The 13456-nt window shown below is 65.7% G+C and carries 9 protein-coding genes; 7 read left to right on the top strand and 2 right to left on the bottom strand.

The window, feature by feature from the left end; translation table 11 throughout:
- Entirely contained in the window at positions 1-408 is a 408-nt protein-coding gene (locus tag LTT66_RS22725) for a very short patch repair endonuclease (RefSeq protein ID WP_233069356.1), read from the top strand.
- A 541-nt stretch (positions 409-949) separates the two neighbouring features.
- Here the strand turns inward: LTT66_RS22725 and LTT66_RS22720 are convergent.
- Entirely contained in the window at positions 950-1120 is a 171-nt protein-coding gene (locus tag LTT66_RS22720; protein WP_233060538.1) for a hypothetical protein, read from the bottom strand.
- Positions 1121-1445: 325 nt separating this feature from the next.
- On the opposite strand from LTT66_RS22720, the gene LTT66_RS22715 reads away from it, so the two are divergent.
- Together LTT66_RS22715 and LTT66_RS22710 are read left to right on the top strand one after the other, a co-directional pair.
- Complete coding sequence (locus tag LTT66_RS22715) at positions 1446-1937, top strand: hypothetical protein (RefSeq protein WP_233060535.1); 492 nt, start codon at positions 1446-1448, stop codon at positions 1935-1937.
- Positions 1938-1971: 34 nt separating this feature from the next.
- Positions 1972-2244, top strand: coding sequence for an HNH endonuclease (locus LTT66_RS22710; RefSeq protein ID WP_233060533.1), 273 nt, complete (start codon positions 1972-1974; stop codon positions 2242-2244).
- Here LTT66_RS22710 and LTT66_RS22705 read toward each other — a convergent pair.
- Positions 2237-3427 (bottom strand): NaeI family type II restriction endonuclease, encoded by a 1191-nt coding sequence (locus LTT66_RS22705; protein WP_233060532.1) that lies wholly within the window; start codon positions 3425-3427, stop codon positions 2237-2239. The genes LTT66_RS22710 and LTT66_RS22705 overlap by 8 nt on opposite strands.
- Before the next feature lie 138 nt (positions 3428-3565).
- Between LTT66_RS22705 and LTT66_RS22700 the strand changes: the two genes are divergently transcribed.
- The 4 genes from LTT66_RS22700 to LTT66_RS22685 all read left to right on the top strand — a co-directional run bounded on the left by LTT66_RS22700 (position 3566) and on the right by LTT66_RS22685 (position 12796).
- Positions 3566-3865, top strand: a complete 300-nt coding sequence (locus LTT66_RS22700; RefSeq protein ID WP_233060531.1) for a hypothetical protein — start codon at positions 3566-3568, stop codon at positions 3863-3865.
- 453 nt (positions 3866-4318) lie between these two features.
- The gene (locus LTT66_RS22695; RefSeq protein WP_233060529.1) at positions 4319-6406 is read left to right on the top strand and encodes a hypothetical protein; all 2088 of its coding nucleotides are present in this window, start codon (positions 4319-4321) and stop codon (positions 6404-6406) included.
- A 16-nt stretch (positions 6407-6422) separates the two neighbouring features.
- A complete protein-coding gene (locus tag LTT66_RS22690; RefSeq protein WP_233060527.1) occupies positions 6423-7319 on the top strand; it encodes a hypothetical protein in 897 nt (298 codons plus the stop codon).
- A gap of 14 nt (positions 7320-7333) precedes the next feature.
- Positions 7334-12796, top strand: coding sequence for a DEAD/DEAH box helicase (locus LTT66_RS22685; RefSeq protein ID WP_233060526.1), 5463 nt, complete (start codon positions 7334-7336; stop codon positions 12794-12796).
- Positions 12797-13456 lie beyond the last annotated feature (660 nt).

Here is a 13456-nt window from a genome sequence, read left to right as displayed (position 1 = left end):
ATGCAGGCGAACCGGCGAGCAGACACCAAGCCCGAGGTGACGCTTCGCCGCGCTCTGCACCGACGTGGATACCGTTATCGCAAGGACCTTCGCCTGGAGCTTGGCTCGGTGAAGGTCCGCCCAGACATCGTTTTCACCGCCCGCAAAGTCGCCGTATTCGTGGACGGGTGCTTCTGGCATGTCTGTCCTGTACACGGTCGGCAGCCCACTACGAACGAGTGGTACTGGGCGCCTAAGCTCCGCCGCAACGTCGAACGTGATCGCGCGGCAGACGCTGCCTTGACCGGCGCAGGGTGGAAAGTTGTTCGCCTCTGGGAGCACGAAGAACTCGAGGCTGCTGTGCAGGCCGTGCTTTGCGCTCTCGGAGACGGGCTCGAACATGCGAGCGATCTTAGAGCGAAGGGCTGACAGTCGAACCGACCGCCCGGCGCGTCCTGTGATGAACATTAATGAAGCTGGTCTAGACCGCTGCAGGGTCGTCCTCTACGGCGGTCACGCATCGAAGTCTGGTGAAAGCGGCAATTGCTGCACGTGTGAAGCTGAGCGTTGAGCTGGTCCAGCAGGCGGCCGCTTGGCAGCCAGATGACTCCACAACGCCAGATCACTTGATACGCTCCGGATTAGGAGCTGTGCAAAGAGAAGCGCAGGTATCGGTACAATCAACGGTGATACCTCGTCAGCGATCGCGACACCTTCGATGATCGGATCGAGGATCGTCGCGGCGTACAACCGGCCCGCATCGGGTCGGTCACTCTGCGCGCACTAACGATCAGCTCGTACACGGGCCCAGGTCGTCGAGCAGGACGGCCAGGATCCGTTGCGAGTGCTCGACCGTTGCCGTTGTGACGGGATGTGGGGGCGGGTGCGTTGGTGGCGGGCTCCGTTCAGCACCTAGGCGAACTCTCGCAAGCGCGGTAGCAGGCGTCGTTGCCGGTGACCGGGCAGTGGATCAGGGCGATGCCGTGAGCGGCGAAGAGTGCTTTCGCTGATGTTTGAAACTGGCTGCGGTGGCGACTTTCTCGTCGTCGAGGGCTTCAGTGGTGACCTCAAGGATGTTCGTCTTGCCGGCGTTGTTCATGCCGAACAGAACCGTCAATGGCGCCGCCTCGAAGTCGAGCATCCCAACCGAGCGAGGGCCGTTGAATACGAGTCGGATGAGCTCAACCTCCTGAGGATATCTACGCCTGTGACTCAGCGGCTTCCATCGACCGTCGGCGTCCTGTCGGCCCGTAGCGCTACCGTGCCCGCCATGGCGTTCCGTGATCTGACCGACTCCACTGCCGTGCGCAGGGCGCTGGCCGAGTTCGACGAGCTCGGGCGGCAAGCGTTCCTCGCCAAGTAGGGCTTCGGGGAGGCGCGGTCGTACTTCGTCGTCCAGGATGGCCGGTTCTACGACTCCAAAGCGATCGTGGCGGCCGACCACGGCTACCAGCAGTCCGACGCCTGTGCTATCGAGCGACTTCAGCGGCGGCGACGCCACAGTCGCGAACCTGCTCGGCAAACTCGGCTCCACGGTGACAAGGCCAGAGAGCCTGCCGGACTGGACGCGGGACGAACTCATCCTGGCGCTGGATGCATACCTGAAGCGGCGTGGCCAAGGCAGCTGGAGCAAGACGACAAAGGAAGCGGTTGCACTCAGTGCAGCCCTGCGCAGGTTGACCATCCACCCGCCGGAGGTTCGCGAAAATCCGAATTTCCGGAACGCCGCCGGCGTCGCGCTTGAGGTTTCGAACTTCGCCGCGATCGATCCGGCGCATCCCCGAACCGGCATGCAGCACGGCGCGCAAGGCAACGTTGCGGTCTGGAACGAGTGGGCCGACCGGTCGGAGCAACTGCACCAAGTCGCGCTCGCCGTCCTCCGCGCGGGCGATGTGCCGGAGACCAACGAGTCGACCGAGGAAGAGGAAGAGTCTGCGCGGAGGAAGCCTGCTGTATAGGCTGCACCGCCGATACGAGCGCGACCGTGGGCTGGTGCAGCGCAAGAAGGCTGCGGTACTCACAGCGACTGGACAATTGGCCTGCGAGGTCTGCGACTTCGGGTCGCGCGAGCAGTACGGCGACGGCATCGAGGTCATCGATGTGCACCACGTGGTGCCGCTGCACAAGATCGGCAAGTCACGGACGAAGTTGACCGATCTCCCACTGGTCTGCCCTGCATGTCACCGGGTGCTGCACGCGCACAAGCCGTTCATCACACCGGCCGAACTGCGCGCCAAGCGCACCGCCACGCTGAACGTCAGTTAGTCGGGCTGGGCGCCGGAAAGCTGTAGCGCGTTGCGTAATTGACCGCTGGAAGCTCCGGTGCAGCCACTACTGGGTCGGCGGCGGTGGCCACGGTCCAGTGCACCCCATCGACCGCGAACCAGTTCGTCTCGTTGGCTGAGGCCGACTTCAGGCGCACGGCGATCCACTCCCCCTTGACCGGCACAGTGATGTTCAGTGCCCGCGCGATCTTTGGGTGCATGTCCTGGTGGCCGAGCACGATGATGCCTTCAGTGCGCAGCTGGATCCGTGCGTCCCGGGCTCGCTTCGGAGCGTCGTCCTGCTGAGCGACGGTCAGCACGGTCTGCCTGCCGACGATGCGTCCCTGCACCTCGCGGAACAGCTGGTTGACGCGCTTCTGGCCGGACTTGGCATCGGCAAAGATCCGCGACCGTGCGTCGTCCGCCAGGCCGAGCAGCAGGTTAGACGGCAGGTCCCTCTGCAGCCCGCCCCACAGCCAGTAGATGCCCGTGAACGTGTGATCCGCGAACTTGCGCTTGTTGTCTCGGTTGTAGGCACGCTTAGGCGGCTCGCCCTCTTTCGCTACTTTCCAGCGCAGGCGATCATCGGTCACCTTGACCATGCCAGCGGCCCAATGCCCGGTGTTGTCGTTGAACCACACCAGTAGCGCCGGGTGGTCCGCCTTGCCGGAGCGGTCGCCGTGGTCGGGGCAGAGGTACATCTCCATCGGAATTTCCCAGCTCCCGGCGTCCTTGGAAAACTTGCAGTCCAAGTCGATGCCGAGGACCTGCCAGTCGAGATCGGCGCCGTTCTCGATCTCGAACTCTTTGGTCAGGTTCACCTCGACCGCTGTACCTAGGTACGTCTTCTCCGTCTTGGTCAGGTGCTGGTAGGCCCACCGGCCGGTGCGCTGGCCGTCGAGACACTCATCGAGCGAGTCGCGGAGTGCCCAGCGGAATCGCTCGCGGGCGTCAGGCTGGCCTTCGAACCAATTCACGAGGGATTCCAGTTCGGCCGGAACCGCCTGGCTCAGGTTGGTGCCGGGCGTCCACGCCTTCCTGAGTGCGGACATCTGACCCTTCGGTGAGGGGTGTGTCCGGAACTTGTTGCGGCGACGACGAATTGCCCGGGCGCGGCTGTCCTTGACACACGAAACCTCATCGACGCTGTCGAAAGGAAGCTGCGCCTCGTCGTTATCTACCACGTCCGGCAGTCTGTCATCTGACTCCGGCAATCCTGGAATCCAGGGCCTCGCCGACTACTTTCCAGAGCACGGGCGCTGACAGATGCCGTCGAGGTAGTGCGGCACGCTTTGGCCGGAGCCACCCTCTAGGTAGGCAGTGTGTCGGTCGGCGGTGATTTCAAAAGCAAAGTCAACAGCACCCAGGAGCCGCCCATGTATCCGGTGATATCACCCGTCGGCACTTCGAAATCGCCCAAGGACACGACGTACTGGACGCCGCGTGAAATCGAGGACAACATAGACAAGCTGGGCGACGACGAGCGGCCTGGCATCGGCTGCTTCCATGACAGCTGGCGGATCATCGACGCGACGTTCGAAGAAGCCGGGGAGTACCTCGCCATCGAGCGATCCATGGCCGAGGCGATAGCTGTACTGGCACAGGATGAAGCCCCGCCTTGACCGCCTGGCGGCCATCGCGGAAGACGGGTACGTCAGCGATCCGGGCGAAGATCTGACAGACGCCGATCGGGACGCTCCGAGCGAGTTCGCTTAAGACGTCCCGCCGAATCGGGGCGACTCGAGATCGGCATTGTCGGGCTGACGTACGCCCTGAATGCGGTCGGCATGGTGACAGCAGCGAGCTGCCGAGGACATGTCCAGGAATGGTCCGAGGCCCCGGTCGTCCGTTTCGCTGCCAGCCGCGCGTTCGCCGAGCGCCTGCAACCCTGTCGCAGAGGCTGGCTGCACGTTCTTCACCGACGAGAACCAGCCCGACCCGCTGGTTGTACATAGGCAGTCGATCTTGCAGACGATGGCGCTCGCCGACCTGCTCATCAAACACTGCGACCACTTCAGCTCCCCGCGACGGCCGATCTGTCGGCGAAAAGTGTTGGCCGGTCGTAAAGTCCGTATGTGGTCACCGTCACCGTGGAAGCCCTGCCTGACGCGTATGCCTTGTGGCAGGAGCGGTTGGTGCTCGCTTTCTTGAAGGGCCGCTCCGGTCAGCCCGTGGTGATGTTCGTGGACAGCGACGAACTGCAGCACCTCGCCGATGAAGGGGAAGATGGCGCCCGTTCGTTGGCAAGCGCCGTCCGCAGCGTCGTCGACGTCGGTTACGGAACGTCGATGTTCGCTCGCGCCAAGCGGCTGACGGCCCAGTGGCGACGCGGCGACCGCATAGAACCCCCGCCGACGCTGCCGATTCTCGCGCTCAGCGTGCTCGCGGCCTCCGAGATGCGCAGCCACGGCGGCATATTTCGGCACAACTACTACATGCCGCTCGTTCGCGTTCTGTTGCCGGACGAGTCGGAGGAGACAATCGAGTCCGCCCGCTACTGCCTACGCGAACGCGGCGCCTTCCTCGACGTCGTCGACATGTGGGAAGAGCTGGATCGCTGGCTCAAGGAGTGGGGCGGCGAGTACGGCATCTCCACCATCGGCGTCGGCCAAGAGCAGCCGCGCATCGGCTATCCGCTGTCGCAGACGCTTCTCCGGCGGAGCGACCGGGCGGCGCTCACGCAGTTCTTCGCCACTCTCGACCTGCGTGTGCAAGGTGTGCCCAGCGCCGAGTCCTTGTTGCGGATGCTGCGGCTGTGGGTCAGCCGCCGGGGCCACGGGCTGACCGACCGATTCGTCGAGTCGCTCGATGACGACGACCTCGTGCCAATCCTGGCCCCGCTCCTGCACGACTTGGCGGTTGCGTGGGACGGCAACATCATCACGTCGGAAGGTCTGCGTCGGCTCAAGCTCCGGTTGGCACTCGATCTCGATGACGTGCGAGCCTGGTGGGTCGTCCCCGCGGTGCGGGACATCGCGGGCGACATCCTGACGGGCGTCGATGCTGGGGCACCATTCGAGGTGATGATCACGGCCGACCCGCACAGCACCATGTACAAGGCAGAGGGGCTGCCCGACGTGACGGCGAACGCCCTCACCACGGGCCTGGTCGCCCGCGGTGAAAAATGCGTGGCGGAGTTTCAGCCGACCAAAATGCTCGCCCTCGCCGAGGACACCGACGTCGGCGGCTGGCGGTCGGTGGATGTCGTTCAGCCGTATGAAGGGCACGTGTTCGTTGTCGCGACCGACGTGGCGGCGGCGGTCAGCCAGGCACTGCGGTCAGCCGCAGATGTCGGCTGGCGAACGCTCGATCCGCCGTACTGCGCTCGGTTGCTCGGCAGCGGCTTCGCTGTCTTCTCGCAGGTGGTGTTCTCCGACCAAGAGCGGCTGGACAGCGCCCTCGCCGCACTGCCGGGATCGGTGGCGGCTGGCATGCGGCGTGGTGCCACGATCCGGCCAACGCTCATCAATGGTCTTCCAATCGTCCGCAGCCTCGCCCGCAACGTGTACCTGGCCGGTGGCGAGCCCGATCTTGTATTGCCGGTCGGAGCGGAACCACGCGACGTGGACGTCACACTGGACGGCCAGGCTGGCCGCATCCGTGCGTCGCTCTTCCCATTCCCGTTCTGCCGCCTCGGCGGTGGCTACAGCGACGGCACGCACACCGTCGAGGCCGACGAGGAGACCCTGACCTTCGTCGTCGAGCGCGGCGCCATCGACGACCGCGCGCCGATTAACGTCGGACGAATCGGCTGGGTAGACGGCAAGTTGCAGAAGCTCGCCGAAGGGGTCGAGGGGATCTGCGGCGCCGTCGTGCCGGGTGCGGACATCAAGCGGCCTGTACTGGCCCGTCGCGGCTCCGGGGAGACCGTGCTCATCGGGGCGGACGGTCACGTGGCGAAGATCAGCGACCCGCCTTCGCCAAGTTGCCTGCCCGAGCTGCCCTACCTGTACTTCGAGGTGCCGACCGGCGAGGCAGTCTGGCTGGCGCAGAAGCGCCTGACGGGCTGGTCAATCACCAAACTGCGCGGCCGTGAGCCGAGCTTCCGCGGGCTGTCGATCGAGGAGCGGCTGCTCTGGGACGAGCTGTACAGCAGCGTGCAGTCGGAGAACGTTCTCTGGCGGCTGTATGCGCGAGCGTGGGAGCACTACCGTGCGCGCTGACATCATGCTCGCTTGGATGAGCGAGACCGGGACCGGCGATATCCAGGATCTTCGCCAGCGGATCACTTGGTTCGCCCGAACCGCCGACGTGAACCCCACGAGTTTCGCGACCGCCCGGTGGTTGCGCGACCTGTCAGCGCTCGGCCACGCCGAGATCGACTGGGACCGTGGTCGCTGGGGCATTGCACCCGCGGCGGCGGCATTGCTGCCGGCCAGCGACGGCACGGTCGTGATCGCGGGACGTCGCCCGCTCGGTCTCGTCGAGGGCTTCGAGGACGACTTCGCGGTCCGCGTAACGGAGCACGATGCGAGCGAACCGGCCCGCCTGCGTGCGCCGTCGTCGGTCTACCTGCAAACGGATTCTCTGAGCGAGATGGAAATGTTGCTGGCGCACAGCGGCGTGCGCTATGTCGGCTGCGCGGCGCAGCACTTGGCCGAGCGGTTGCTACGGCTGCAGCTCGGCGCCCCGGCCGCGCCGCCGGCATGGGGCACCCCGACCGAGCACCTGACGATCAGCAGCAGCGGGGGGATCGACTTTGTAGCCGGGCCACCGGACGGCGATGGGTTGTGCCGCTTCCTCGTGCAAGGGCGCCACCAGTACCGCTACCGCCGCGGAAACAACTGGTCTGCGACCGAGCACGCGCACGGCATCTGGTGGACGCTCGCCGACCGCCAAAAGCAGGTCATTCGCTGGCGCAAAGAACGGCAGGTCGGCGACGAGGCGGTCGGCACGTTGTTCGTCGACCAGGGCGCACCGCTGCCACCGCTGCAGGCCCGGGCGCTGGTGCTGTGCAGCGGGCTATTAACCAAGTTCAGCACGATAGCCAGAACGGCCATATACAAGAACGTTCCCCTGACGATCGCTGAGCTGGTGGCATGGTCGGTGCGCCAGCACGTTGTCGTCATAGATTGAGTACGGGAGGGCACATGACACCGGTAGAACCGAACCAGCGCAACCTCGACGTGATGGGCACGTTCCAGCGGCTTCGTGAGGCCTACTTCCGCTACTACGACACCCCGTTCGGACTACAGAATCAACGGCTCCAGGACGAACGCCGCCGGCTGTTCGACCGGGACAACGGCGTTTACCGCTGGCCGCTGATCGAGCTGCGACCGGAGTACGAAACATCCGATTACAACCTCGAGCAATCCGTCCTCGCGTGCGGCGGGCCAACCGAGTTGGGCGGCTTCGCTGGGGCCGGCCTGATCCCGCCAGATCGGCCGCTGTACCTGCATCAGGAAAAGGCGCTCGAAGCCGGTCTGACGCCCGGGCGCAACATGATCATTACGGCGGGCACTGGTTCCGGCAAGACCGAGTCGTTCCTGCTGCCGATCCTCGCCTCGCTACTCGAAGAGTCCCGCGGCTGGACGGGCGGACCAGCGCCGCTCAATCCATGGTGGCGGACGCCCGGCGGCAGTTTCCAGCCCCAACGCCGCGGTGAGACGGGGCGCAAGGATGCCGTGCGAGCGCTGATCTTGTACCCGATGAACGCGCTGGTCGACGACCAGCTGATGCGTATGCGACGGGCACTGGATAGCGACAAGGTGCGTGCCTGGCTCGACGACAACCGCCGGGGACACCGGTTCTTCTTCGGCCGCTACACCGGCGCGACGCCGGTGACCGGCGTCTGCACCAGCGACATCGCCGTGGAGCGCCTGCAGAAAATCCTCTTCGAGACCGAGCAACGCGCCATGCGGGCGGCCAAGGTGGCGGCCGCAACCGGTAAGGACGAGGTCCGCTACTTCGTCCCGCGGCTCGATGGCGCCGAGATGCGGTCGCGTTGGGACATGGCCGACCAGCCCCCGGACGTGCTGGTCACCAATTACTCGATGCTCAACGTGATGTTGCTGCGCGAGCGCGACGAGCATTTCTTCGGCAAGACCCGGGAATGGCTCGATGCCGATGCGTCGCACCGCTTCACCTTGGTCATTGACGAGCTGCACATGTATCGCGGCACGGCCGGCACCGAAGTGGCGTACCTGCTGCGCAACCTGAAGCACCGCCTCGGTCTGACCGACCGGCCCGACAAGCTGCGCATCCTTGCGGCATCGGCATCGATCGATGCCGATCGTGACCGGCAGTATCTCGAGGAGTTCTTCGGCGTCGACGCTTCGTCCTTCGAGTTCGTGCGCGGCAGCCTTGCCATGCCGTCCACGGCGCCGACCGGCACCGCTGACGACGCGAAGGCGATCGCCGCAGCGAGCCCGACCGTAGCCGCGGCGATCGCCCGCGACGGCGGCCTGATGAACTCGCTGCGCCGGGCTTTCCTGGAGCCCAACGCCAAGGGTGAAGAGGAAGCCGCCGCCAAATCGCTCGATGACACGGCGGCTCGCGTCTTCCCGGAGACCGGCAGCGAGGGCAGGGATGCGCTGGCAAACCTGCTGCGCGGCATGGCCGAAAAGCCTTTCGAGGCCGACCCAAAGGTCCGCGCGCACTACTTCTTCCGCAACGTGCCGGGGGTCTGGGCCTGTACTGATCCGAAGTGCCCGGATGCACCGGAAAAGGCCGGCCCGCGTCCGGTCGGCCGACTGTACAGCGAGCCGGTCACCCGATGCAGTTGCGGTGCTCGCGTGCTCGAACTGCTCTACTGCCAGAACTGCGGCGATGTCATGCTCGGCGGCTTTACACCGGAAGGAGCAACCCAGAAGCGGGTCGTCCGCACCCTCATGCTCGGCGATATCCCTGAACTGTCCAAGCTGCCTGATCGAGTGCGTCTAGAGCGGACTGCCGCCAACTACCTTCTCTACTGGCCGAACCCGGTCGAGAACCTGGATGCACCCGAAAGACCGACATGGACAAGGGATGGCGGTAAGGTCAAATACAGCTTCCGCCGCAGCGTGCTCAACCCGGCCAGCGGCGAGGTACGCAACGTCGGTAACGGACGCGACCACACCGGCTGGACATTCCATGCGGACGTCCGTGCCCCGCGTGAAGTGACAACCGTCAGCCCTTTCCCGACCTGCTGCCCGGCTTGCGGCGACGACTGGGCGATCGAGTGGGGTCCTGATGGCCGCCTGCCGCATACCGACCCGGCGACGCAGCGCTCGCCGATCCGCGGCATGCGCACTGGTTTCGAGAAGATCAACCAGGTACTGACCACGGAACTCGCGACCGACCTGGCGCATGAGGACCGCAAGATCATCCTGTTCACGGACAGCCGCCAGGATGCCGCCAAGCTGTCCTCGGGCATGGCACTGCGGCACTATCAGGACCTCCTCCGCCTGCTGCTCAACGAGTACCTGGAGACAACCAGCAATCCGACTGCGGATATCGCCCTGGCCCGCGCCCACTTCGCGGACAACGAGCGGACACCCGCGTCATGGGAGGCAATCGAGCGGCTGGAGGCCAGCGATGCTGGCGTCTTCACGCAGCTGCGCAACATCTGGGAAGGACGGCCCGGCACGAAAGTCGAGGACGAACCGGACCTCATTGCCCGGCTCACCACGGGGGCAACGCTCGAGGTGACGGCAGGCACGATCGCCGAAGAACTGCTGTCGCTCGGCCTCAACCCCGGCGGCCCGCACGCCAGCCTGCAGGAGACCGATGGTGACCCCAAGCGCCCATGGACGCGCCTCTCCGACTGGGACGCGACACCGATCAAGCTGCGGTCGGACCTCTCCCCTCAGCTCACCGCCCTGCGGTTGCGGATCGACCAGTCCCTGATGACGGAAATCCTGAACGGCCTGTTCTCTGGCGCGGGACGCGACTTCGAGTCCCTCGGCCTGGGCTGGCTGGCGCTGGCATCGGATAAGGGGCCGATTGAAATTCCGGCTACCAGCGACCTGGCCTACGCCCGCGCCAGTCTCCGGGTGCTGGCCGATACCCGTCGCTTCATCGGCCTGCGCGATCCGCGCCCGAGCGATCCGCCCCGGCAACTCAAGCGCTTCTGGCGCAAGATCGAGGCAGCGGGCGGCCCGAAGGTCGAGGACCTGATGCGCATCTTCGGCGAGCAATGCAAGACAGCCGTCCGCGACTACCTCATCGATCCGGGCAGTGTCGTCCTGCGCCGTGGCGGCAAAGAGAGCTGGAGCTGCACCAACTGCCGACGCAGCCACCTGTCGCGTGGCTGCGGCTACTGCACCTACTGCAGCACCGTGCTGCCAACGGACGCCGAGCCGTATGAGGTCGAGCACGACTACTACGGCTGGCGGGCGACGACCCGTTCGGGGCGGTTCCGCCTCAACAGCAAGGAACTGACTGGCCAGACTGACCGCAGCGACGCGCAACAGCGGCAGTCCTGCTTCCAGGAGGTCTTTCTCGACTCCGGCGCCAGCCCCGAGATCCCGCTGGCGGATGGCATCGACCTGCTCAGCGTGACCACGACGATGGAGGCCGGCGTCGACATCGGCGCGCTATCCGCCGTCGTGCTCGGCAACATGCCGCCGACCCGCTTCAACTACCAGCAGCGTGTTGGCCGGGCCGGTCGCCGTGGCACGCCGGTCGCGGTGGCATTGACGATTTGCCGGGGTCGCAGCCACGACGAGTACTACTTCGATCAACCAGAGCGCATCATCAACGACCCAACACCCCAGCCGTACCTCGCAGTAGACCGAGACGAAATCGTCATGCGGTCGCTACACGGTGAAGTCTTGCGGCTTGCCATGCCGGATGTCGCCGAAGCCATCACCGGCGCGGGCGGCAGCTTCACCGCGACGACGAACGTGCACGGCGCATTTGGCACCGTCGACGGCTGGCCAACGGCCCGGCCGCTCCTCGCCAGCTGGCTGGCCAAGAACCGCACACGGATCGTGGAAGCCGCGACAGCGATGACGGCCCGGACGAAGCTTGCGGGAGACGCCGTCGAGCTGGCCGATCGCTGCATCGCTGGGCTGCCGAAGCTGATCGACGACGCAGTTGATGAGGTCGGCCACGAGGAGCTGAGCCAGCGTCTGGCTGAGCGCGGCGTGCTGCCGATGTTCGGCTTCCCGACGAGCGTGCGGTACCTCTACCTTGATCGGCCCGGCTCGTCGTACCCGTGGCCGCCCCCGATGACCATCGACCGGGATCTCGCCATGGCGGTCAGCCAATTCGCTCCGATGAGCGAAGTCGTGCGCGACGGTCGCGTGTACACTTCAGTCGGCGTCGCGGCCTTCAAGGGTGTCGGCCGACCACCGCAGCACGCTGACGACGACGCCCTGGGCGTCTCCCGTGAAATCTACCTGTGCCGCTCATGCTCCTTCCTGTCCTCAGACGACCTCGGCGACATCACGATCTGTCCGCAGTGCTGTGCACCTGGGGGGTTCACCCGCTTCAACCTGCGCGAGCCGCTGGGATCTCGGGCGGGCCACTGGCCTCGCGACTTCGACGGTAACTTCAGCTGGTCTCCCCGGGCCATGGCTGCCCGCGCCCTTGCCGACCTGTCCAAGCTCGAGCCGGGAAAGCAGGGTTCGGCGATGGCCTACTCCGGCCCCGGTCAGCGGTACGTGATCAACGACAATGGCGGGCGGCTATTCGAGTTCCGACCGGCGGCAGCGATCTGGCCGAACTGGGGCGGCTACGTCTCTGTCGAGGCCGTCGAGAAGGGGCTCGCACGGCGAAGCGATGTCACCGGTGATCCGTTCAGCGTGGCCCTCGGCGCGGTGCAGCCGACCGATTTCCTGTTCCTCGGCCCGGAGCGCGGCACGATCCTGGGCGAAGGTTTGCGGCTGGACTTCGCCTCACGCTTCCAGCCCAGCGGCGTACCTGAGCCATCGGATGGCCGACGGGCAGCCTGGTACTCGCTGGCGTTCCTGTTGCGCAAGGTGGCTTCGGCCAAGCTGGACATCGAGCCACTGGAGCTGGTGGCGGGCATCTTCGCTGGTGTCGCGAACGGCGAACCTGCGCCGTACGCGTTCATCGCCGACTCGCTGGAAAACGGCGCCGGCTTCAGCACGCACCTCGGTCGCCCCGCCGTGCTCCCCACGCTGCTCGACGACGTTGATACCTACCTGATGCATCTCGCAGAGCCGGAGCACGCCGAGATCTGCAGCGCCTCATGCTACCGCTGCCTGCGCGACTACGGGAACATGTCGTATCACGCGCTGCTCGACTGGCGGCTGGCCCGCGACCTGCTCGAGGTGCTCCGCACGGGTCGGCTCACGATCGACGTGGCAGCTCAGGAGCGTGCCCTTGCGAACTGGGCCCACGGCTACGACGCGTCAGCAATCGAGGACGTGCCCGGCACGGTGCAGTTCACTCATCCGCAGCTGGGCAAGTACATCCTGGTCGTGCGGCACCCGCTGGAGGCCTCCGAGAGCACCTTCCTCAACGGCCGGCTGGGTGAGATTGCGGCCTTCGCCGAGGCGACTGTTGGTGACGCCAAGAAGACGTTCTTCATCGACGCCTTCACGCTTGATCGCGATCCAGGACGGGTGTTCCAGCTCTGCGACTTCGCAGCCAGCCAGCCATGAGTGCACCGATGCCAACAGGCGATGCCTGGCTGTCACCATCGCGGGCCTGGCGGCTGACGTGCTGCCCGGCGTCCGTCGGTCCGTGCGGCGCAAAGCCGATCACCGTCGAAGGTCCGGCGGGAGAACAAGGGCGATCTGGCGCATGAGGTTGTCAAAACCTGGATCTAAGCCGACGGCCACAAGGCTGCCGACCTCAAGGAGTCGATGCGAGCGGCGATCGAAGTCGTCCTGACCGAGCGCGGTAACGCCGCCTGGAGATTGGACCCTGACCCGCTACCGGCTGATCGGTCGCGCGCCGCTGCTCGCCGAGGTGCTCGGGCAAGACCCGACTGCACGCGTCATCCCCGAGGAGAAACTGGAGGACCCGTCGCGCGGGATATTCGGCACGCCCGACATTGTCGTTGTCGCACAGTCAGTGGCGCTGATTGATCTCAACCGCCTGCCGACTTCCCCGCAGACTCGCCGGACAAGATGCCTCTTCGAATCTCCACGGCAGCTGCGCGCATCTCATCAGGGGAACTCCGGAAGTCGGCCAGAACCTCTCGGTCCTGCTTCGACCCGCGAGTCTGCCCCCTTTGATGGTCAGGGTGCGCCGTCTCCAGATCGGCAGTCTTCCGCGAGACACTTCCAGTACTTCGAAATCTCGGACTTCGGCGCTCG

Origin of the sequence: Nocardia gipuzkoensis (genome assembly GCF_021183645.1) — a bacterium.
GTDB classification, from domain to species: domain Bacteria; phylum Actinomycetota; class Actinomycetes; order Mycobacteriales; family Mycobacteriaceae; genus Nocardia; species Nocardia abscessus.
The sequence above is the reverse complement of the archived record's forward strand: the minus strand, read 5'-3'. Positions and strand labels throughout refer to the sequence as shown.